This is a genomic window from Mucilaginibacter tolerans, assembly GCF_030519375.1.
GTDB lineage: Bacteria > Bacteroidota > Bacteroidia > Sphingobacteriales > Sphingobacteriaceae > Mucilaginibacter.
In genome coordinates this window covers 238,947-263,253 of the sequence record NZ_JAUMKB010000005.1, presented here as the reverse complement: position 1 = coordinate 263,253, position 24,307 = coordinate 238,947, and the positions used below count along the sequence as shown (strand labels likewise).

16 protein-coding genes are annotated in these 24,307 nt (G+C 41.6%); 13 read left to right on the top strand and 3 right to left on the bottom strand.

Going from position 1 to position 24,307, the window contains the following annotated elements:
- Positions 1 to 69: 69 nt before the first annotated feature.
- Genes Q3A68_RS09605 through Q3A68_RS09590 form a run of 4 tightly spaced genes read left to right on the top strand, consistent with a single transcriptional unit; the run spans position 70 to position 7,799 of the window.
- Complete coding sequence (locus Q3A68_RS09605) at positions 70 to 3,405, top strand: VCBS repeat-containing protein (protein WP_302900857.1); 3,336 nt, start codon at positions 70 to 72, stop codon at positions 3,403 to 3,405.
- A 3-nt stretch (positions 3,406 to 3,408) separates the two neighbouring features.
- Positions 3,409 to 4,740, top strand: coding sequence for a vanadium-dependent haloperoxidase (locus Q3A68_RS09600; RefSeq protein ID WP_302900856.1), 1,332 nt, complete (start codon positions 3,409 to 3,411; stop codon positions 4,738 to 4,740).
- A gap of 23 nt (positions 4,741 to 4,763) precedes the next feature.
- Positions 4,764 to 5,924: a glycoside hydrolase family 43 protein gene (locus Q3A68_RS09595; RefSeq protein ID WP_302900855.1), complete on the top strand. Its 1,161-nt coding sequence runs from the start codon at positions 4,764 to 4,766 to the stop codon at positions 5,922 to 5,924.
- Between the two features lie 54 nt (positions 5,925 to 5,978).
- A complete protein-coding gene (locus Q3A68_RS09590; protein ID WP_302900854.1) occupies positions 5,979 to 7,799 on the top strand; it encodes a glycoside hydrolase family 35 protein in 1,821 nt (606 codons plus the stop codon).
- Positions 7,800 to 7,895: 96 nt separating this feature from the next.
- Here Q3A68_RS09590 and Q3A68_RS09585 read toward each other — a convergent pair whose 3' ends face one another.
- The 3 genes from Q3A68_RS09585 to Q3A68_RS09575 all read right to left on the bottom strand — a co-directional run bounded on the left by Q3A68_RS09585 (position 7,896) and on the right by Q3A68_RS09575 (position 10,293).
- Positions 7,896 to 8,366 (bottom strand): hypothetical protein, encoded by a 471-nt coding sequence (locus tag Q3A68_RS09585; RefSeq protein ID WP_302900853.1) that lies wholly within the window; start codon positions 8,364 to 8,366, stop codon positions 7,896 to 7,898.
- A gap of 101 nt (positions 8,367 to 8,467) precedes the next feature.
- Entirely contained in the window at positions 8,468 to 9,175 is a 708-nt protein-coding gene (locus tag Q3A68_RS09580; protein WP_302900852.1) for an NUDIX hydrolase, read from the bottom strand.
- Between the two features lie 113 nt (positions 9,176 to 9,288).
- On the bottom strand, positions 9,289 to 10,293 hold the full coding sequence (locus Q3A68_RS09575) for a LacI family DNA-binding transcriptional regulator (protein ID WP_302900851.1): 1,005 nt from the start codon (positions 10,291 to 10,293) through the stop codon (positions 9,289 to 9,291).
- Between the two features lie 314 nt (positions 10,294 to 10,607).
- Here Q3A68_RS09575 and Q3A68_RS09570 point away from each other — a divergent pair, with 314 nt between their 5' ends.
- The 9 genes from Q3A68_RS09570 to Q3A68_RS09530 all read left to right on the top strand — a co-directional run bounded on the left by Q3A68_RS09570 (position 10,608) and on the right by Q3A68_RS09530 (position 24,281).
- Positions 10,608 to 13,598: a SusC/RagA family TonB-linked outer membrane protein gene (locus Q3A68_RS09570; protein ID WP_302900850.1), complete on the top strand. Its 2,991-nt coding sequence runs from the start codon at positions 10,608 to 10,610 to the stop codon at positions 13,596 to 13,598.
- Between the two features lie 22 nt (positions 13,599 to 13,620).
- Positions 13,621 to 15,213, top strand: coding sequence for a RagB/SusD family nutrient uptake outer membrane protein (locus tag Q3A68_RS09565; protein ID WP_302900849.1), 1,593 nt, complete (start codon positions 13,621 to 13,623; stop codon positions 15,211 to 15,213).
- A gap of 116 nt (positions 15,214 to 15,329) precedes the next feature.
- Positions 15,330 to 17,555, top strand: coding sequence for an alpha-N-acetylglucosaminidase (locus Q3A68_RS09560; RefSeq protein WP_302900848.1), 2,226 nt, complete (start codon positions 15,330 to 15,332; stop codon positions 17,553 to 17,555).
- Positions 17,556 to 17,564: 9 nt separating this feature from the next.
- A complete protein-coding gene (locus Q3A68_RS09555; RefSeq protein ID WP_302900847.1) occupies positions 17,565 to 18,722 on the top strand; it encodes an acyltransferase family protein in 1,158 nt (385 codons plus the stop codon).
- A 10-nt stretch (positions 18,723 to 18,732) separates the two neighbouring features.
- Positions 18,733 to 20,280: a glycoside hydrolase family 28 protein gene (locus tag Q3A68_RS09550; protein WP_302900846.1), complete on the top strand. Its 1,548-nt coding sequence runs from the start codon at positions 18,733 to 18,735 to the stop codon at positions 20,278 to 20,280.
- Positions 20,281 to 20,387: 107 nt separating this feature from the next.
- On the top strand, positions 20,388 to 21,260 hold the full coding sequence (locus Q3A68_RS09545) for an inositol oxygenase family protein (protein WP_302900845.1): 873 nt from the start codon (positions 20,388 to 20,390) through the stop codon (positions 21,258 to 21,260).
- 342 nt (positions 21,261 to 21,602) lie between these two features.
- Entirely contained in the window at positions 21,603 to 22,298 is a 696-nt protein-coding gene (locus Q3A68_RS09540) for a hypothetical protein (RefSeq protein WP_302900844.1), read from the top strand.
- A gap of 109 nt (positions 22,299 to 22,407) precedes the next feature.
- Positions 22,408 to 23,304 (top strand): T9SS type B sorting domain-containing protein, encoded by an 897-nt coding sequence (locus tag Q3A68_RS09535; protein ID WP_302900843.1) that lies wholly within the window; start codon positions 22,408 to 22,410, stop codon positions 23,302 to 23,304.
- Positions 23,301 to 24,281 carry a PorP/SprF family type IX secretion system membrane protein gene (locus Q3A68_RS09530; protein WP_302900842.1) on the top strand — a complete coding sequence of 327 codons (981 nt, stop codon included), beginning with the start codon at positions 23,301 to 23,303 and terminating at the stop codon, positions 24,279 to 24,281. The genes Q3A68_RS09535 and Q3A68_RS09530 overlap by 4 nt, the downstream gene beginning before the upstream one ends.
- The last annotated feature ends 26 nt before the right edge of the window (positions 24,282 to 24,307 follow it).

Sequence of the window (24,307 nt, the reverse complement as noted above, 5' to 3'; positions counted from 1 at the left end):
TGAAGAATGCCGGGGTTAAATACCCGGCATTCTTTTATATTTAATCCATTAATTTAAGTTTAAACTTTTGTGAATACGTACATCAAATTATCTTACCGGTTACTTTTTATCGGAGGGTTAGCATTAGCAGGTTGTGGCCGGAAGTCTGGAGATAAAGAGGCCGGAGATACAGGCGGTAGTCCTTTATTTACTTTATTATCACCCGAACAAACTCATGTGGATTTTAGCAATACATTGGCTGAGGGTTTAAATACCAACGTTTTGATGTATGAATATTTTTATAATGGGGGAGGCGTAGCCACTGGCGACCTAAATGGTGATGGCTTGCCTGATCTGTATTTTACAGGTAACATGACTGACAATAAACTGTACCTGAATAAAGGACACATGCAGTTTGATGAGGTTACAGCTATTGCTGGTGTTGCAGGCAGACCCGGCCCCTGGAAAACCGGGGTTACAATGGCAGATGTAAATGGCGATGGTAAACTGGATATTTATGTATGCTATTCTGGAAATGTAAGGGCTGAGAAACGCCAGAACCAGTTATTTATCAACCAGGGAAATGATAAGGATGGTGTTCCGCATTTTATTGATCAGGCACAACAATATGGGTTAGCTGACGAAGGCTACAGTACCCAGGCCGTTTTCTTTGACTATGACAGAGATGGCGATCTGGACATGTTTTTATTGAATCACAGCCCTATTCAGTTGCCCGTTTTGGATGAGGTGAACACAGCAGAAGCTCTGAAGAGGCAAAACTCCTTAAACGGTGTGAGATTATACAGAAACGATAACGGAGTTTTTAAGAATGTAACAGCTGAAGCCGGTATAAGCAGTTCGGACCTTACTTATGGCTTGGGAGCAGCAATAGATGATGTGAACGGTGATGGCTGGCCGGACATCTATATATCGAACGACTATACAATCCCCGACTTTCTGTACATCAATAACGGAGACGGTACATTCACTAACAAACTACAATCTTCTGTCGGGCATACCTCACAATTCTCGATGGGGAATAATATATCGGATATAAATAATGATGGCTTGCCTGATATTTTTACCCTGGATATGCTTCCGGAAGATAATCACCGCCAAAAATTATTATTTGCGCCCGATAACTATGAAAAATTTGACCTGACACTTCGCACAGGTTTCTATTATCAATATATGCGCAATATGCTGCAAATAAATAATGGAAATGGAACATACAGCGAAATTGGCCAGCTATCCGGAATTTCAAATACCGATTGGAGCTGGGCGCCTTTGTTTGCTGACTACGATAATGATGGCTGGAAAGACTTGTTTGTAACCAACGGTTATACCCGCGATTTTACCAATATGGACTTTGTAAAATACATGGGCGATTACTTAAAAGACAGGCGATTGATGCGTCAGGACATCTATAACCTGGTACAAAAGATGCCGTCGTCGCAGGTAAAGAGCTATTTGTTCAAGAATAATGGCAACCTTACCTTTACAAATACCAGTACCGCCTGGGGTATCTCCCAATCATCTAACAGTAATGGTGCAGCATACGTTGATTTGGATAATGATGGTGATTTGGACCTGGTGGTTAATAACATTAATCAACCGGCATTCATCTATCAAAACGAAGCCAACAAGCAATTAGATAACCATTATTTGCAGCTTAAGCTGGATGGTGCCGGCAAAAATACTCAAGGTGTAGGCGCAAAAGTTACCATTTATGTAAAAGATAAAAAGCAATACCTGGAGCAAATGCCAAGCCGTGGCTTTCAATCAAGCGTATCGCCGATATTGCATTTTGGATTAGGAAAGGATACCAGAATAGATTCTTTACGAGTGGTGTGGCAGCAGGGTAAGGAGCAAATCCTAAAAAATGTTAAGGTTGATCAGCAACTTACATTGAATGAGAAAGATGCCAACGGCAATTTTCAACCTTCTAAAATTCCACAGTCCATATTTACTGAAGTTAAATCACCTGTAGTGAATACGCAGGAAAAGAGTAACCTTAATGATTTTAAACGGCAACCGTTGTTGGTAAATCCATTATCGTTTTCCGGTCCTTGCATGATAAAAGGAGATATCAATGACGATGGCCTGGAGGATGTATATGTAGGTGGTGGTAATGGTAAACCAGGTGCCATATATATTCAACAGCCAGGTGGCGGCTTTATAGCAAAATCAGAACCTTCATTTGAAGCTGATAAAAAGAGCAGCGATGCCGATGCAGTGTTTTTTGATGCCAATGGTGACGGTAAACCCGATTTATATGTATGTTCCGGAGGCTATGATAATTTTGCACCGGATGACCCTTTACTGCAAGATCGCCTTTATTTGAACGATGGCAAAGGCAATTTCACCAAATCCAATGGTGCTTTGTCTAAAATGCGCAGCAGTAAAAGTTGTGTAAGGGTAGCAGACATTAATGGTGACGGCCATCCGGATTTGTTTGTAGGCGGAAGGGTAATACCGGGACGATATCCGGAAATGCCAACCAGTTATGTGCTCATAAATGATGGTAAAGGCCATTTTACTGATCAAACTAAGCAGGTATCGCCTTCATTACAGCATATTGGTATGGTTACCGATGCCGCCTGGGTAGATATGAATGGCGATAAAAAACCTGACCTTATTTTAGTGGGTGAGTGGATGCCGGTCACGGTAATGATCAACAATAATGGCAAACTAATAGACAATTCCAGTACCTATTTTGAAGGGCCGACAAATGGCTGGTGGAACAAAATACTGGTTGATGATTTTAATCATGACGGACACCCAGACTTAATTATAGGCAATGAAGGATTAAACACGCAATGTAAAGTTAGCGCTGCCGAACCTGCCGAAATGTATTATAAGGATTTTGACGACAATGGAGCGGTTGATCCTATTCTGTGCTTTTACATCCAGGGCAAAAGTTACCCTTATGTTTCGCGCGATGAGCTATTGGAACAGATGAGTGTGATGCGTTCCCGGTTCCCGGATTATAAGAGCTACGCGGATGCATCGCTTGCTGATATTTTTACCACTTTGGAGTTCCAGGGAGCGGGCCACTTAAAAGCCAACAATCTTTCTACAAGCTATTATTTAAGTGATGCTAAAGGCAAATTGCATTCAACAGCATTGCCATTAGAGGTCCAATCTTCACCTGTATTCACTATTACTACATTAGATTATGATCATGATGGCAATAAGGATATACTATTATGCGGTAATATTAACAGGGCAAGGTTGCGCTTAGGAAAATCAGATGCAAACTATGGTATTTTGTTAAAAGGTGATGGTAAAGGACATTTTACTTATGTCCCTCAGCTAAAGTCGGGCTTCCATTTATGGGGCGATGTGAGAAGCGTTTTAGAAATTAATAAAACATTGCTATTCGGTATTAACCAACAGGGAATAAAAGCCTATAAGGAGAATTAAGATATGAGAAAGAAGGCTTTATTATTAATTGTTTTGTTTACTGCAACCGTCCTAAGTAATAGCTGCAGGAAAAACCAAACTCAGCCCGTTCTAACAAGTAGTGACATCTCAAAAGTGGTGAATCAGATGTCAGTGATCATGATCCACGATATCACTAACCCTCCGCTTGCTGCCCGTTTCTTTTCCTACACCTGTTTGGCAGGTTACGAAATAGTATCTGAGAACGACAAGACGGAAAAGAGTATGCATGGGATATTAAATGAATATCCTGATATCAAAAAGCCATCATTTGCTAATGGATACAATTATCAGCTGAGTGCATTGATCGCCATGATGGAAACCGCCGGAAAGATGCAGCCATCAGGTAGCAGCCTAATGGTTACGTATGAGCAGACTTTCCTTGACTCATGCCGGAAAATTGGTTTTACCGACGAGGTTATTGATAGCTCAAAACACTATGCACAGGCGATCAGTAAAAAAATACTGGCTTATGCCAAAAAGGACAGGTACAATCGTATTAGTAACTACACCAGGTATACGCCGCTTGGGAAAGATAGCACCTGGTATCCGACGCCACCTGCCTATATGGCGCCTGTAGAACCTTACTTTAATACCATTCGCCCATTTACTCTTGATTCCGCTTCGCAATTTAAGGTATCGCGGCCAATACAATTTTCAACCGATAAGCGATCCGAGTTTTATAAATATATGCTAAGATGCTACAAGTTAGGTGGAAGTGAGCTAACGCCGGAACACCGCACCATAGCTGCTTTTTGGGACTGCAATCCTTTTGCGGTACAGGACAACGGTCACATGCTCATCGGCTTGAAGAAAATTTCACCAGGCGCACACTGGCTTGGGATTACAGGTATAGTTTGTAAACAGACAAAAACAGGCTTTTCCAAAGCAATGGAAATTCACACTGTCGTATCTATGGGATTAATGGATAGTTTTATGTGTTGCTGGGACGAAAAGTATAGAAGTAATCGTATCAGACCCGAAACAGCTATCCGCAAATATATTGACCCAAACTGGAGACCGTTATTACAAACGCCACCATTCCCCGAATATTTAAGCGGGCACTCTTGCATTTCTTCTACATCAGCAGTTATCCTGACGAGTTATTTCGGCGACAATTTGCATTATACAGACAATGTGGAAGAAAAATACGGACTGCCTCCCAGAAGTTTTACTTCATTTAAACAGGCAGCAGCAGAAGCGGGAATGTCACGCTTTTGGGGCGGTATCCATTTTGAAGATGCTATTAATAGTGGTATGAAACAGGGTACTCAAGTAGGAGAGTGGGTAGTAAATAAAGTTAAAGGACATAAATAAGATACTTTCAATACGCAAACAAATTGTTCAAAAAAAGAATAGTAGAAAAATTACTTCCGGTTGTATCACTGATGGTAGCTTTATTACTAACTGTCTTTAACGCCGAAGGACAAACTACAGGTCCTGCAGATGCAAATTTTTATCCCGGAGCTATTTGGCCGGACAATAATGGCGTGCATATCAATGCGCATGGTGGGGGGATATTATTCCAAAATGGTGCTTACTACTGGTTTGGCGAACACAAAATTGAAGGGAAAAAAGGCAACTCGGCCCAGGTGGGTATACATTGTTATTCGTCAAAAGACTTATATCACTGGAAGGATGAAGGAATAGCTTTAAAGGTAAGCGATGACCCCAAAAGCGACATTGCCCGCGGGAGCATTATTGAAAGGCCAAAGGTTGTTTACAATAGCCGGACTAAACAATACGTGATGTGGTTTCACCTCGAGCTTTTGGGAAAGGGATATGGCTCTGCCTTGGCTGGTATTGCAACAAGCAGCAGCGTAACCGGGCCATATCAGTATTTAAAAAGCTTCAGGGCGAATTCGGGTAAAATGCCATTCTACCCAGCGGGTACACCTGAAAACGATAAGGCTAATTGCAGTGATACCGTCACTAATGCCAATAAGTTTTTTTGCCGTGATGTATCTTCCGGACAAATGATACGTGATATGACAGTTTTTGTAGATGATGACGGGAAAGCTTATCATGTGTTTTCATCCGAAGAGAACTACACCTTGCAAATAGCAGAACTTAATGATGAGTATACAGGCTATACTGGCAAATTTGTACGGGTTTATATTGGTCATCAAACAGAAGCACAGGCCTTATTTAAAAGAGACGGAAAGTATTATATGTTAGGTTCGGGTTGTACAGGATGGGCGCCTAATGCGGCCCGTTGGTTTACCGCGAATAGCATATGGGGACCATGGACGTTTCACGGGAACCCCTGCCAGGGACCCGGTTCAGAATTAACTTTCAAAGGGCAAAGCACCTATGTTCTGCCTGTTGAAGGGAAAAAGGATGCTTTCATTTTTATGGCCGATCTGTGGAAACCTGAAAATGCAATTGATGGAAGATATTTATGGCTGCCAATCACTTTTAAAGGGGACGAAATCCGGATCAATTGGCTCGATAAATGGAACCTGAACCTGTTTGATCAACAACCACATAATTCACCTTAACTATTAATCACAATACCCCGACTTACACTATAACAACGCTTTAAAATGCTGAAAATGAAATTAAAAACCCTCCTCTTTTTTGTAATTATTTTTTTAAGTGTCAATTATACAATTGCTCAGTCGCATACCTTTAAATTGGGTGACGATGCCTTTTTGTTGGATGGCAAACCATTGCAAATGATCTCCGGTGAAATGCACTATCCACGGATACCACGCGAAGCATGGCGACAGCGCATGAAGATGGCGAAAGCGATGGGATTGAATACAATTGGCACCTATGTTTTCTGGAATTTGCACGAACCGCAGAAGGGGAAATTTGATTTTTCCGGCAATAATGATGTTGCCGAATTTGTAAAGATTGCAAAAGAAGAAGGCTTGTGGGTGATTCTTCGCCCGAGCCCGTATGTGTGTGCCGAATGGGAGTTTGGAGGATACCCGTATTGGTTGGAAAAAGAGGAGGGCCTTGTTGTGCGAAGCAAAGACCCTAAATACCTGGAAGAATATAGGAAATATATTAATGCGGTTGGAAAGCAACTCGCGCCGTTGCAAATAAATCATGGTGGTAATATTTTGATGGTGCAGATTGAGAACGAGTATGGTTCCTATTCAAATGATAAAGAATACCTGGCTATAAACAAGCAAATGTTTATTGAGGCAGGTTTTGATGGGCTTCTGTATACCTGCGATCCTAAACCTGCTATAAAAGACGGTCACTTGCCCGGTTTACTTCCTGCCATAAACGGTATTGATAATCCAGCAGAAGTTAAAGCGCTGATAAAGGAAAATCATAACGGTACAGGACCATTTTATATTGCCGAGTGGTATCCGGCATGGTTCGATTGGTGGGGTACGAAACACCATACCGTGCCTGCTGAGCAGTATGTTAACAGACTGGATTCGGTATTGGCGGCAGGCATTTCAATTAACATGTATATGTTTCACGGTGGTACTACGCGAGGTTTTATGAATGGTGCAAATTATAACGATCGAGATCCATATGAACCTCAGATCAGCAGCTATGATTACGATGCGCCACTGGATGAAGCCGGGAATGCAACCGATAAATTCATGAAATTCCGTTCGGTTATACAAAAACATTTGGCTGCAGGACAGGTATTGCCGTCCGTGCCCAAATCAAAACCAGTTATTGTTATCCCAGACGTTCAATTAAAACAAGCCACCAGCCTGTTCGATATTTTACCCGCACCTAAATTGAATCCGGAGCCGCTCACTTTTGAAGATCTAAACCAGGCTTATGGCTTTCTATTATACCGCACTATAGTTGATGGTGGCGTATCAGGCACGTTGAAAATTAAAGAACTAAGAGATTATGGTATCATCTACATAAATGGGAAAAAAGCTGGAGTTTTAGACAGGCGGCTTAAACAAGATAGCTTGCAGGTGGATTTGCCAAAAGGAAAAGTGAAGCTGGAAATTTTGGTTGAGAACCTGGGCAGAATAAACTTTGGACCCTATTTATTGAAAAATAAAAAAGGTATTACAGATAAAGTATTGCTCGCAGGAAGAGAACTAAAAAACTGGAAAATGTATAGTTTGCCATTTAGTTCAGTGAAAGATCTTGCTTTCAAATCGGGTAAAATAAATGCAGGTTCCCCGGCAATCAAAAAAGGGTCATTTGATCTTAAGAAGGTTGCCGATACCTACCTGGATATGCGTAGTTGGGGTAAAGGTATAGTTTGGGTTAACGGGCATAATTTAGGCAGATACTGGTCTATAGGCCCTCAGCAAACCATTTACTTACCGGCAGAATGGCTTAAAAAGACTAATAATGAAGTAGTGGTATTGGAACTTCTTAAATCAGAACAAACAACATTGAAAACAATCAGCAAGCCAATTCTAAACGAATTGCATTGACATAAAACATATCCACAAGCCCCTCTAATAATTGGTTTATAAAGTGGCTGTCTGAACGCCCGTTCAGCAGCCATTATTTTTTTATAAGCTGGTAACTCAAATATGCATTAAAGCGATAGCCAACATATACCATGCAAATAATTCTGGAAGCAAACGCAGCGGGCTTAAGGCTGTCCATTGCTTTACAATGGCTTGCAGGCGACCAGTTTCAACTTGCTCAGGCTGCATGATTTTGCGGATCATAACAGGTATAAAATAACTGAAAGTGATGACGCGCGTAATGAATACCGCAATTGCAGCAGCCAGCCAGTAAGTATGTGCGTCACCGGTATACCTCCATGCAAGTATGATGTTTATGATAGATAACAAGCCCTGTGCAGGCGATACCAGTGGCCAGAACCGTTTAGCAGCAAGTATTTGTCCGGATGATTCAAGTTTAGCGCGCAATGTCCGCGGATCCACATCGTGTTTCCAGTTAGGGTATATTACTAATATTTCATAAAGGCCGCCACCCATACTCAACGAAACTGTCAGGAAAAACAGTAATAATGTAATTGTATTGATCATGCTGCCAAGTTAACAGCAATTGTTTTGAGCCCCTATAGCTTTCCGGTCAATGGGGCCAATTGTTCGGTCAAATACCTGATAAATTCGTTTATAATTGGCGTTTAATACCTCAAAGTGTCAGGATTTGGAATAAAGTTCAAGAAGGCCTGGAACTTGGCATAATAGTTTTGTGTGTTTAACCGATAAAAGAAAGCGCCACGTTTTGAACTGGTTTTATCTTTTTCCGTAAGCTTGATCAATAAGCCGGTTGCTAATACCCGTTTGCTGAAATTTCTTTTGTCAATAGAAGTACTGTAGACGCTCTCATAAAGATTCTGTAGTTGGGGCAGCGTAAATTTATCCGGAAGTAATTCAAACAAGATAGGATGGAAGGCGGCTTTGTACCGTATCCGTTTTTTTGCCATTTCAACCATTTCCTGATGGTCAAAAATCAGTTTAGGAAAACGTTTTAACGGGAACCACTCTGCCCGGTAATCATTACTTAGCTGCGCCTCGTATTTATGAATATCAACCAGTGCAAAATGACAAACAGACGCAGTCCTTTCTGTCGGGTCGCGGTCTGGATCGGCGAAAGTGTAAAGCTGCTCCAGGTAAACCCCTTCAATGCCTGTTAATTCTTTTAAAATCCGGTTTGCTGCCTGGTCGATACTTTCAGTAGCTTGCACAAAGCCTCCCATCAGGCTCCAATTGCCTTTTTCCGGGTTGAACCCGCGTTTTATCAACAGAACCTTTAGCTCATCGCCATCAAAACCAAAAATGATACAGTCTACAGCTAAGAGTAAGCGGGTTTGTTTAGAATATTTTTGCATATTAAAGGTTCAGCTACTATTACCAAAAAACAGTTTGCCTGGTTAAATTAATACAAGTTTAAGCATATTTAGTGTTTATTTAACGTTTATTTTTTGTATTATTTTTATATCAATTAAGATCGTGTTGATTCTCTCTTGATAATATTCGACTTGAGGCTTATGGTAATGTTGGGGTCATACCAGCGTTTGCTGAACATCTTGAATAGTATAGTTGCGGCTTCGTTACCTATTTCAAAAGCTGGCTGATTAATGGTAGAGAGTGGCGGATTGAGCAACTCAGCATGAGAAAGATTGGAGAAAGTGATCAGTTTTAAGTCTTTCGGGATATTCAGATGTAACTCTTTGCAGGCATAGTAGCAAGGGATGGCCAGCTCTTCTATAGAGGATATTATCCCATCGGGCTTTTGTTGGCTAATAAAATCTTTGATTTTGGAATGACAAGGTTCATTATTTTCGCAATTACTCACAATCAGGTCAGGCTGACACTTAAGATTGTTGTTTTTCAATGCATCCTGGTACCCTTGCAACCTTTTCTTTCCGGTGGTAAGTGTTTCCAATGCTGCCAGGTATCCGATGGTTTTACAACCGGCGTCTACCAGGTGCTGAGTAGCATTATAAGCGCTGTCGTAATCATCGGTAGTTATTTTTACCCCTTCAATATCGGCATGATCGCGGTCGAAAAAAACCATTGGCATTTTCTCGCTCACTTTCTGGAAATATTCTTTATTTGCAACATGGCTTGCCGGCGAAATAAGTACGCCATCAACCCGGCCGCTTAAAAGACTAGTCATAAAAGATGCTTCAATTTCACCACTCTCATGTGTTTGGTAGATCAATACATGATAATCCTTTGCCCTTGCCACTTCTTCAATCGCTTTTATCGCCAGCGAGAAAAAATTATTAGCAACTTCCGGTACAATTACAGCTATAGTTTTACTTTGTTGTCTTCTTAAACTACTGGCAAAAGGGTTGGGTTCGTAGTTTAGTTTTTTTGCCATTTCCATCACCCTGGCCTTAGTTTCGGCACTGATTTCATGGCTGTCCCTCAGCGCTCTGGAAACTGTCGCCGCCGATAAATTCAGCTCACTGGCTAGCCTTTTTATATTAATTTCTCCCATAATTCTGATCGTCCTCAACTAACAAATAAGTGTTCAATAAACCTTTATTCGTAAACGTTTACGTAAATAAATACTTGTAAATCAATAAAAGCAATTGAAAAATAAATCAATTTAGGTCTACAATATAACATTTAGCTGGCGTTAATATACGCTTTCTATAAACCAATAAAATTGTAAAGCTTATTGAAGCAATGTTTTTGAACAGATAATTGTTCAAAATACAATTATACCCTGTTATTTAAATTTAATGAATTTTTACCAATTAATAAAAGTTTACAAATCAAAAATCAACAACCAAACTAATTAAGAAAGCTATGATGACAATTAGACCCAAACTATTCAAGACAAGATACTTGTGTAGTATTTTGCTTGTATTGTTCACCTTTACCTTTAGCAGTTTGTGGGCGCAAACCATTGCTGTCAAAGGTATTGTTAAGGATGCCTCGGGCTCACCACTGCCCGGTGTTACTGTACAGGTTAAAGGAACAAGCAATTCAACTGCTACCTCGGCCAGCGGTGCATTCTCTATTAATGCTGCCAAAGGCGCGGTTTTAAGATTCAGTTTTATAGGCTACCAGGCTATGGAGAAGACAGTAGGTGATGAAGCCTCATTAACAATTACCCTCAGTGAAACAGCAAAAGCCATGAATGAGGTGGTGGTAATAGGTTATGGCACCAGTACGAAGGGCCAGTTGACCAGCGCTATTTCGACAGTTAAGGCCGAAAACTTTAACCAGGGCGTTGTTGCCAACCCTGCCGACCTTTTGGAAGGTAAGGTGGCCGGCCTTAACATTACTAATGATGGTAACCCTAACGGTACCGCAACAGTTACATTGAGAGGGCCCTCATCATTCCGTGCAGGTGCAGCATCCGCTCCGTTTTATGTTATAGACGGCGTGCCAGACGCAGATTTTAACCTGGTGGCTCCTTCTGACATTCTTTCAATTGATGTATTGAAAGATGCATCAGCAGCAGCAATTTATGGTAGTCGCGCTACTAACGGCGTAATCATTGTTACAACCAAAAAAGCTAAAGCAGGCCAGTTTAGGATGACGTATGACGCCTATGCTGCAGACGAAAAGATAGCCAGGCAGTTTAAAGTGGCAACCGCAGCACAGTTAAAAGCTTACCTGGCTGCCAATAACCAAAGTTTAACTCCCGCTAATGACAACGGTACAACCAACTGGGAACAACAAATTGAACGTAGCAGCGGATTTTCGCAAAATCACAATCTGTCGTTTGGCGGGGGCACCGACAAAACTGCGTATAGCGCAAACATAAACTATCTGCAGGATCAGGGCATATTAAAAACCAGCGGGATGGACAGGTTTATTGGCAAGATCAACGTATCACAAAAAGCATTGGACGACAGGTTAAAGCTAGATTTTTCATTGAGTAATTCAATAACTAATAGAGACTTGACTGTAAATGACCAACAGTATAATCAGGCCAATGGTGCTAACCCTAACGTGTTCAGAGCAGCAGTTCAATATCTGCCAACCAGGGCAGTCTATAATGCAGACGGTACTTTCTATAATGATCCGACACTGGTGTTGGGTTTCAACCCATTGGGCCTATTGGAAACCAATAAATACAAGGCAAAAGACAACCTGCTTTTGGCAAATGCCAAGGCCGAATTAAAATTGCCTTTTGGATTTACTTACAATCTGAACCTGGCATATCAGGATAAAAACTATACAAACAATAGTTATCTAAACTCTTTTTCAGAGCTGGCTATTGGCCAAAATGGTGTAGCTACCCGCTCACAGAATGAGGAAACCAAGAAACTGTTTGAAAATTATCTAAATTATGAGCATACCTGGGCAAAGCACAATCTAAAAGCCCTGGTGGGTTATTCGTACGACAACAGCGAAACTGGTAACGGGTTTGGCGTGAGTAACGAAAATTTTGTTTCGGATGCAACAAGTTATTATAACTTAAAACTGGGGCAAAATAATTTACCTAATTATCAGACCTATTATGATGAGACCTTGAGGCTCATTTCCTTCTATGGCAGATTAAATTATAGCTATGATGGTAAGTACATTCTACAAGCCTCACTTCGTCGCGATGGTTCAAATGCTTTCGGTAAAAATAATCGCTGGGGATATTTCCCTGCAGCTTCAGCTGCGTGGAGAATTAGCGATGAGTCGTTTATGAAGTCGCAAGATTGGTTAAATGACCTGAAAATACGTGTCGGCTATGGTAAAACAGGTAACTCGCTAGGATTTGATGCATATACACCATTGATTTTATATGGGTCGAGCGGTACTTTTTATTATAATAATAACTGGATAAACGCTATCGGACCTACCCAAAACGATAATCCTGATTTGAAATGGGAGTCAACTGCCACAACAAACGCTGGTATCGATTTTACTATACTCAAAGGCAGATTAAGCGGATCAGTTGACATATACGACAAAAAAACAACCGATATGATATCATTGGTACCAGTTTCAAGCGCGACACATTTGTTTCCATATGAGTATGAAAATGTGGGCAGCATGGATAACAAAGGTGTCGAGGTCAGCCTGAGCGGTACACCTGTTAAAACGAAAGACTTTACATGGGAAAGCTACGGAAACATATCATTTAACAAAAACAAGATCACCTCGTTGGGTAAAGATTTGTCCAAAATATATGCTGGTGACCCTGAAGGACCGGGACAAAGTGGTACTACAGTTTCTATTACAGAAGCGGGTTATCCTCTTGGAGAATTTTATACGCTTAAATACCTGGGTAGGACCAATGGCGTTTCAACATACCTGGGTGCCAATGGCCAGCCAACTACAACTCCTACAAGCGCCGACCGCACCTATGCAGGAGACGCACAACCAAGATATATTTTCGGTTGGGGTAACACTTTGACTTACAAAAATTTCTCCTTTAACTTCTTCTTCCGCGGGCAGGGAGGAAACAAAATAATGGATGCTTCTCTGGCTGATTTTAACACCCCTTATTCAGCTTCGACCCATAACGTACCGGTAATGACTTTAAGTGAGCCGATAAGTGATGTAAATGCCAACCTATACTCGACCCGCTATCTTGAAAGCGGTGCATTTATCAGGTTGAGCAATGCGACATTATCCTATAGGTTTAAAGTTAACGGCAACTACATTCATGCTGTGCGTTTATATGTTACAGGTAGCAACCTGTTTATCATAACCAAGTACAAGGGTGTAGATCCTGAATTAAATCTGACCCTTAATAACCAGCAAAGCGGACAGTTTATTGGTGTGGATATGAATAACTACTATCCAAAAACCCGCACATTCCTTGGTGGCATACAAGTGGATTTATAATTAAACTTTAAGATCAAAAAAGATGAATCGTTTTAAAAGAAATTTATATACCGGCATTTTAGCCGTTTGTACAGTCACCGTCTGTTTGTCGGGCTGTACCAAGTTAGATGTAAAGCCAACCTCGGCACTTACTCCCGCGAATTTCCCAACAACTGCGGCGCAATTTGTGGCAGCTACCGGGCCTATTTACACATCGTTTAGAGGTGCACCGGGCAGGCAGTGGTGGTTAGTCGAAAATTTAAGTACTGATATGGAGGTTTTAGTGGCACGTGGAGGAAATTGGTTTGATGGTGGTAACTATTCTACTTTGAACCTTCATACTTACACTGGCGACAACGGAAATCTTGAGACTATGTGGCAGTGGGGATTTGGTACTATCAGCACTTGTAACCAGGTTTTGTCGTTGTTCAACTCAGCTCCCGAAAGTTCAAGCAAAACTCAAACGATAGCTGAAATAAAAGCTATGCGGGCAATGTGTTATTATTTTATGATGGACAACTTCGCTAATGTGCCAATTATTACCAAGTTTGGCGATACCACCGGTATGGGTACACAACCAAGGGCAAAAGTATTTGCTTTTATTGAAAGTGAACTGCTGGCGCAAATTCCAAATTTAAGCAGTACTGTAGATGCAACAACTTACGGCAGGCCAACCAAATACCTGGCTTACGCCATTTTAGCCAAAATGTATCTTAATGCGGAGTATTATACCGGAACTGCAAGGTACCAGGATTGCGTGACCATGTGTGACAATATAATCTCGGCAAACGTATATAAACTTGACGCTGATTACCTGGGTATGTTTAAACCTAATAACGGTCCCCAAATAAAGGACTTTATTTATGCCATTCCTTATGATGGGGTTTATGCACAAGGTATGTACTACGCCCGTTGGACATTACACCCAGCTTTGAAGACGAAATATAATATGCCATATAATCCTGATGGGCCGGTTTACACTTATCCATCATACTACGCTAACTTTAATGATCCTAACGATATTCGTAACGGACAATACCTTACAGGCAAACAGTATGATTTTAATGGAGCGCCAATTATTATCATTACGACAAAAGTAGGCCTTGATGCTAGCTATAGTGGACCAAATCCAAGTGATACAGTACATCATCAATTGGAATTTACTCCAAACATTGTTTGGAGAAATCCTTCGACTTTTGATATTGGTAACGACGAATTAGCCAATGAAGAGGGGTACCGGAACAATAAGTACTACCCGGACAGCCAGGCACCGACCCGTAACCAGAGCAATGATGTGGCTCTTTTCAGGTATGCTGATATTTTGCTGGAAAAAGCTGAAGCAATATTACGTGGCGCTAATGCCACCAATGGTGATTCTCCTCTATCATTAGTAAACCAGGTGCGGGCAAGAGCTCAGGCGGCAGCCTTTAGCTCAGTTGATCTGAATGCTCTGTTAGCGGAACGTGCACGTGAATTTGCTGATGAAGGCTGGCGCAGGAATGACTTGATAAGGTTCGGGCAATACGAGAAGCCATGGGGCATAAAAACAGATGCCGACCCCAACAAACGTATATTCCCGATACCAACGCCTGAATTGCAGTTGAACAGTAAGCTGATTCAAAACCCCGGATATTAGAAAGTTAATAGTAGGTTGAGATAAGTTAGGTGAGAGTGTGGGCTTCGGCCCACATTCTATTTCTTATTTAGCCGGATAAATGTGCAGATGTCCTGCATGGTTCGTAACTTGATCTTATGAAAAAAACTGTGCTATCCCGTTGTTTCCTGTTTGGTTTGATGTTGTCATGTGCGATGTTAACGATCAACCCATTATATGCCCAGGTAAACAAGGAAGCTTCTTATGCGCTTATAAAAAGGATAATTCCACAGCATGCGGCCGCTTTCGCAATTGAACAGCTTCATACAGATGGTAAAGACGCATTTGAAGTTGAAAGCAGGGGCAGTAAGATCATTTTGCGGGGTAACAACGGTGTTGCCATAGCTTCGGCCCTGTATTATTATCTGAATCAATATTGCCATTGCCAGGTGACATGGAACGGTACCAACCTGAAATTACCCCAAAAATTACCGGTTGTAACCCGGAAGATTCATAAGGCAACGCCCTACACGTATCGCTATTATCTGAATTATTGTACTTACAATTACAGCATGAGCTGGTGGGGTTGGGACCGCTGGCAAAAAGAAATTGACTGGATGGCCATGCATGGCATTAATATGCCGCTTGCACTTACCGGACAGGAATATACCTGGTACAAGGTTTATAAAAACATGGGCTTTAGCGACGAAGATCTGAAAAGTTTCTTCTGCGGCCCGGCGTATTTTGCCTGGTTTTGGATGGGCAACTTGGATGGATGGGGCGGCCCATTGCCCCTAAACTGGATGGAGAGTCATCGCGATTTGCAGCAAAAAATATTGAAGCGCCAAAGAGAACTGGGCATGAGGCCTATCCTGCAATCATTTACAGGGCATGTGCCTGCATCGTTTTCAAAATATTTTCCTGATTCAAAACTGAAAAAGACCAATTGGCACAATGGTTTTAATGATACTTATCTGTTAGATACAGAAGATCCCATGTTCGCCAAAATAGGCCAAAAGTTTATTGAAGAGCAGACAAAATTATACGGAACAGATCATTTGTACTCTGCAGATACGTTCAACGAGAATGAGCCGCCGACAGACGACACCACTTACTTATCGGCTTTAGGCAATCGTGTATACCAAGCTATAAATATTGCCGATAAAAAGGGAATCTGGGTGATGCAGGGCTGGCTTTTTTATAGCGACCGCAAATTCTGGAAACAGCCACAGGTAAAAGCACTGTTGAATGCGGTGCCCGATGATCGTATGATCGTACTTGATCTGGCTGCTGAAATACAGCCCGTTTGGAAACGAACAGAGGCCTTCTACGGCAAACCCTGGATATGGAACATGCTGCACAATTTTGGCGGTAATATCGTGATGTTTGGTCGAATGAACGGTGTGGCGGATGGTCCTGCAAATGCGCTGAAAGATCCGGCCTCAAAAAAAATGGAAGGCATAGGCCTTACTATGGAAGCCATTGAGCAAAATCCGGTACTTTATGAGTTGATGACAGCAAACACTTGGCAAACCGAGCCCATTAATTTGGATGACTGGATAAAACAATACCAGTTGAACCGCTATGGTACTATTAATAAATATACCACAGAAGCTTGGAACGTATTGCGGAAAACAGTTTACAGCGGCGGATCGATCATAAGAGATGGATCTGAGTCGATCGTTACCGGCCGGCCTACATTAGATTCCAACACTGTTTGGACGCATACTACTTTTAATTATAAGCCGAGAGATTTCCTGCCTGCGTGGGATGCTATGATCAGCGCTATTCCATTAAGTAAAAATAGCGATGGTTTTAGATACGACCTGGTGGATGTTACCAGGCAAGCATTGGCTAATTATGCCTTGCCATTGCAAAAGAGGTGGGTTGATGCCTACCGGCAAAAAAATATAGCAGCCTTTAATAAATACAGCGGCCAGTTTCTTGATTTAATAAGTGATATGGATAGACTACTAGCTACCCGTAAGGACTTCTTATTAGGGACGTGGATTGCAGATGCACGCAAACAGGGCATTAATAAAGACGAACAAGATATTTATGAACGCAATGCCCGCGATCTGATCACCTTATGGGGCGATGAGAACAGCCCGTTGCATGAGTATTCGTGCAGGCAGTGGAGTGGTTTATTGAATGATTTTTATAAGGTTCGATGGGAAAAGTTTTTTGTTGACGTGAGGGGAGCGATGAAAGCGGGGAAGGAAGTCGATGTGAAAGCATTTGACAATACGATCAGGCATTGGGAATGGGAATGGGTAAATGGTCATAAAAATTATCCTGTTATTACGGTTGGTAATAGCATTCCCGAATGCCAGGCTATTTATAAAAAATACCGCACGGTAATAGGTGCTGCCTATGAAAACTAAACGAATTAAATGACAGAACAACTCACTTCATACAAACCAGGCCGGCTTTTGTCGCTCGATGCGCTTCGGGGATTTGATATGTTCTGGATCATGAGCGGCGAGCAGATTGTCCATACTCTTGCAAAAGTTACCCAGTGGCCGCTGTTGCTATGGCTTTCTGGTCAACTGCATCATACCGTGTGGAACGGCATCACATTTTACGATATGATATTCCCGCTTTTTCTTTTTATAGCGGGCGTTTCGATGCCCTATTCTGTGGGAAGCAAAGTGGCCAAGGCCGGCGTTCAGGAGGCCTGGCAGCTTTCAGGTAAAACAAAAAGAGATATTTATCTGTCGATGTTGAAGCGCGCTGTCATACTCATTTTATTAGGTATGATGGTAAACGGTGCTTTAAAATTCAATGGTTATGAGAATACACGATTTGCCAGTGTACTCGGGCGCATAGGTCTGGCGTGGTTTTTTGCAGGAATTGTTTATTTAAATTGCGGCCTTCGTGGGCAAATACTGTGGTTTGCTGGTTTTTTGGCCGGATATTGGGCCGCGATGATGTTTATCCCTGTGCCAGGATATGGAGCAGGTGTGTTGACCATGCAGGGCTCCCTTGAGTCATACATTGATACGCTGTTAATACCAGGCAGATTACATGATAAAATACACGATCCTGAAGGTATTTTATCTACCATTCCTGCTATAAGTACGGCGTTGCTTGGCGTGCTTACCGGGAGCTTTTTAAGATGGCATTCCCCTAAATGGACGATGCTTAAGAAAGGTTTGATGCTTTTTGCAGCAGGACTCATACTTATCCTACTGGGTAGTATCTGGAACCTGGAGTTCCCGATCAATAAACGCTTATGGTCAAGCTCATTTGTTTTATATGTGGGGGGCTGGAGTTTGCAATTTCTGGCTGTTTTCTATTTGCTTATTGATGTAGCCGGGGTAAAAAAATGGTCGATACCTTTTGTGTGGATTGGTACTAACTCTATCCTGATCTATTTATGTTCTGAAGGACTGGTTAATTTTGGGCATACGGCCGCATATCTTTTCGGCGGGTTGATCCATCTGACACCGGTAGCTTGGCAAGCAGTATACACCGCAATAAGCGTCACCCTTGTTCAACTCATACTGCTATGGTTTTTGTACCGTAACAAGTTGTTTTTTAAAATATGAATCATCATCAATGAAACGCTCACAAATAAAATTATTCATTACTGCTTCACTACTGGGTTGTGCTACCATAGGGGCATCAGCACAAATAAAGGTCTACAATATTATGCGCTACGGTGCAGTTGCCGATGGCAAAACCAATAATACAACTGTTATCCAAAAAATGATTGATGAAGCCTCAGTACAAGGAGGAGGCATAGTGCTTATTCCTGCTGGTAAGTTTGTTAGCGGCGTCATCAATATTAAATCAAATGTTGAACTACACCTGGATAAAGATGCTTTTCTTCTGGGAAGCCCCGTCAGGGCGGATTATGGTGATGGCAAGGCATCTGCGTTAATCGTTTCTAATCATCAGCATCATATTGCCATAACCGGACAGGGTACAATTGACGGACAGGGAGATGCATTGCTAAAAGATATTTATGTCAGGCTAAATGCCGGAACTTTACGTGATACGGAATGGAAAACAGAGAATCCATGGCACCAGGTACGACCTGAAGAAGATAATCGCCCCAAATTAATCGAATTCAAAAACTGTGATGACGTCAGGATTAAGGATATTACCATTAAAAACGGTCTGTGCTGGGTACAGAACTATAAAAGTTGTTCGAACCTGATTGTAGATCATATAACGGTTGAGAGCGTAACATTTTGGAACAATGACGGCATTGATATAGTAGATTGCAAAAATGCAAGACTTACTAATAGTTTTTTTAATGCAGCTGATGACGGAATTTGTCTGAAATCTGAGAATTCTCAAGAGGTTTGTGAAAATGTTTACGTGGCCGATTGTAAAGTGAGATCAAGTGCCAGTGCGATCAAATTCGGAACAGCCTCACATGGTGGATTTAAGAATATCACAGTAAAAAATATCATTGTTTATGATACGTTCCGCTCAGCCATTGCGCTGGAATCCGTTGATGGCGGCACCCTGGAGGATATTAATGTCGATAACATTAAAGCTACCAATACAGGGAATGCCATTTTTATCAGGCTTGGTCATCGCAACCAAAAAGCGCCGGTAGGCAAAGTGCGTGGGATCCACATCAGCAATGTAGCTGTTGATGTGCCGGCAGGTAAGCCCGATGCAGGCTACCAGATGGAAGGCCCCGCAGTACGCGATCCGCATAACGTTTTTCCATCATCCATAGTAGGCATACCATCAGGCAGGGTAGAAGATGTTACTCTTGAAAACATTAAAATCAATTACTCCGGCGACGCTCAAAAGGAAATTGCATATGTAAGCAAGGATAGTTTGAATAAAGTACCGGAGCAGATTAAGAACTATCCCGAGTTTTCGATGTTTGGCGAACTGCCGGCCTGGGGATTTTACATCAGGCATGCTGATGGTATTAAAATCAGGAACATAGTGCTAACTTGTAATGGGAAAGATTACAGGCCGGCGTTTATAGCCGACGATGTGGGCGGACTGAGCTTGAATGATGTAAATATTCCCATGACAACATCACTGCCTGTTATATTATTGAATAAGGTGAGTCAATCGTATTTGAAAGGTATACGGATACCTGGTGATCGGAATAAAAATATTGAAGTGAAGTAAGAAAGAGCTTTTAACGAAAACGATTACGTAAATAAATCGGAAATTTAAGCTAACAAATTTATATAAAGGTGTTTAACTAAATATATTACATCAACTATAATCAAATTATGGAAAAATTAACCAAGAAGGAAATGTTCCCTTTGTCGAGCCTCGACGAGTGGGAAGAAGATGTACTTAAACGATATCCTGAACCTGGCAATATAGCTAAAGCGAAAGAAGAATTCAGGAACTACGATAACCCGGAGGTTGATACCGTGCGTGAGTTTTATCGTTTAAATCATAAATATCAAACTTATGAAAACGTGCTTGCTAAGAAGGAGCGTTTCCTGAAGTTTGAGCAAAAAGAAATGCCGTGGTGGGCCGCTATGGAGTACCTCAATACTTTGATAGATGAATCAGATCCTGATCTGCAGCTCGACCAGTTGCAACATTTGCTGCAGACTGCCGAAGCTATACGTGCCGACGGGCATCCGGATTGGTTTGTGTTGACTGGATTTATCCATGATTTAGGTAAAGTGCTCTGCCTGTTTGGCGAACCTCAATGGAATGTAGTAGGCGACACCTTCCCGGTAGGATGCAAATTTTCGGACAAGATTGTTTATCCTGAGTTTTTTGCCGACAACCCGGACACTTACGATGAACGCTACAATACTAAATATGGCGTTTATTCGCCCCATTGCGGAATGGATAATGTGCAGATATCGTGGGGGCACGATGAGTATTTATATCAGTTGACAAAAGATTATTTGCCTGAGCCTGCTCTTTATATGATCCGCTACCATTCATTTTATTCGCAACACCGGGAAAAGGCTTATGATCATTTGCTGAATGACCATGATCAGCAGATGTTTCAATGGGTGGAGAAGTTTAACCCTTATGATCTGTATTCAAAAAGCCCGGTTACACCGGTTGTTTCTGAATTAAGACCTTATTATGAGGATCTGATTGCTAAATATCTCCCCGAAACTGTAAAGTTATAAAGTATCATTAAGTGTGTTTTATAAACTTTTAACAGCTCTTTATATATCATAAAGGGCTGTTTGTTTGATAATACCCACAGACAGATGTAAACGGCTGGCTTTCGAATTTTCCCTTGAAATGCCCATTTCTGCCTTGTATTTCTTACACAGGATATTGTTGTGAATATTATTTAAGGATTATTTTTTTGTAACTATTATGTTACACATATTTAAGTATGTTTCATATTCCGCTGTTGTACAATTAATTATCCAAAGGTTAATAAACTTAATTTTATGTAAATGAAAATAAACTATTGAGTGTGGATTTCGTAAAAAGGGGAGATTAACCCCCATCACAATAAAATGAAAACCAGCTCAAAGCTTATTAAAGCACTCTTTACAGTTCTGATTTCTTGCATTTCAATTGCCGCATCTGCGCAGGCGCCATTTTCAGGACCCAGCGATCCATCGGTTCCGTCAGGAAACATACAACAGTATGTTTGTAGTGGCGGCCAGATATTACTCAAAAGTTCAACTGTTGCCACACAGTACCTGTGGTATAAAAAGAATTCATCGGGCACTATGGTGTTAGTGCAGTCAAGCGCCAGCAACACTTATACAGAAACTGCATCTCCGGCTACTGCCGCGGGTTCCGGTTACTATACTTATGCCCTTGTGACAGAAAATGCCACTGGTTGTTTGTCTGATATGTCAACACCGTACAATGTATTTGTACTGCCGCCAATAACCCCGGTAATCGCCGGTCCTACTGCTGTCTGTGCGAGCACGGCAAGTAACCCGACTTCAATTACTCTGACGGCAACCCCGGTAAATGATGCCAATTACAGTTATACTTATCAATGGAAAAGGAATGGGGTAGCTTTACCTGGTGCTACTTTAAGTACCTATACGGGAACTGAAACAGCGGCAGGCTCTGTCACTTATACTGTTGATGTTTCTTATTCATCGACATTTAGTCCAGCGACTTGTACCGTAACGGCTACACAGACAATAACTGTGAACCCAATACCTGCTACACCTACTATACAATGGAACTAGGCAGCTGACAACTAAAGTTGTTGGATGACCTGAATAGATACGTATGAAAAAGGACTGTATAAAGTACTTTTTTAAGTTTCTTATAATACTATTTGTTATAGGGTTGGTCATGGCATCCCGTTCCAAAGCATATGGCGAAGGTAATGCGGTAATAACTATTTATAAGGGGCAATCCGTTAAACTGCGTGTGAATACACAAAATGCGGTATCCTATCAGTGGTATAAAGACGGCCAGATTGTCGGTGGAGCTACTACAAATAGTTTAACAGTGTCGGTGTCGGGTGTTTATACCGTTGTGGCCTTTAACCAGGAAGGCTGTGCTTCGGATGCTTCCGCTGCGGTCGAGGTTAAAGTGATCGACAATTTGGTAGACGTAGGTATTGCTAAACGCTCCGAAAATAAGCAGGTGAGAGAGAACGAGCCTTTTGAATACACATTGAATGTAAGGAATAAAGGGCCCCTGGTTGCTACCAATGTTGTGGCAAAGGATACTTTGCCTGAGAAATTGGAATATTTGTCAGTTAATAACGTATCATCAGGCTCGGCAAATTATGATCCCACGAGCCGCACGTTGACATGGTCAGTTGGCGAATTAGCCATAAATGGCTCTGCTGAACTTACTTATTTGGCGCGGGCGCTTAATCATGGCCGTCTTACCAACACCGTTTCCGTTTCGTCAAAACAAGACGATGCAAACCTGGCTGATAACGTTTCATCTGATACAAAAAACATATTAGGACTTGAGATACCAAATGTGTTTACTCCTAACGGTGATGGATTTAACGACACATTTATTATCAAGGACCTGAATAAATACCCCGAAAACGAGCTTGTAATTTTTAACAGGTGGGGCAATAGCGTTTTCCAGGAGAAAAACTATCACAATGAATGGCCCGGGACCGGCTTAAGTGAAGGTACCTATTTCTATGTTTTGAAAGTGAAAAGTGCAGCAGAGATTTGGGAAGATTATCATGGTTATTTAACCCTGCTAAGAAAAAAACAATGAAAAGGATTTGTGTCATAGCATTTTTTCTGTTTGCCGGGTTAACTGCATTTGCCCAGCAGGATGCGCAATATAGCCAATACATGTTCAATGGCTTATTTATCAATCCGGCTTATGCGGGCTATAAGCAGGATATTTATTTGTACTCGTTTTACCGGTCGCAATGGACGGGTTTTGAGGGTGCGCCTCAAAGTTTTTCTGTGTCGGTAGATGGTTCGGTAAATGATACTAAAGTAGGACTCGGCCTTCTTGTTGCAAATGACAGGATTGGGGCCCAAAGTGCGACATCTGTGTATGCTAATTACGCCTACCGCCTTCAAATGGACGAGGACGGGAAAAGCCGCCTGGCCTTTGGTATCGGTGCCGGTATTTCGCAGGCGGGTATCGATGGCTCAAAATTAAACGCTGCCCAAAATGGTGATGCTGATATACCCGCAGGATACCAGGGCGCTATTCTTCCCGACGCAAGACTTGGGGTTTTGTACACTGATAATAAGTTTTTTATCGGCGCTTCAGTAGATAATCTTTTATCAAGCTGGCTGGCGAAAAGCTCCGTGGATAAAACCGTCAGTGTGCCCGTTCCGATTCCGCATTTTTATTTTACCACGGGCTTTTATATGCCAGTCAATGACGATATTATGCTGAGGCCATCAATTATGCTGAAAGATGACAGGGGTGGCCCGACTAGTTTGGATTTGAATACTTTTATGCTTTTGAGCGAACGTGTTTGGGTAGGGGGAACATATCGTACAGCTGTTCCGTTATACAAAAAACCTAATCTGCAAAGCAATCTTCAAAAATCAAATGCGCTGGTGGGAATGGTACAATTTTTTGTTAATGAGAAGTTGCGGGTTGGCTACTCTTTTGATTATTCTTTAACACCGCTCGCCAATTATAATTATGGTTCACATGAAATTTCGATAGGCATATTTCTAAAAGAAGGCAAGTTGAAATCAATAAATGAAAAATGTTATTACTAAAATCAAGCCATAGCATAAATCAAATA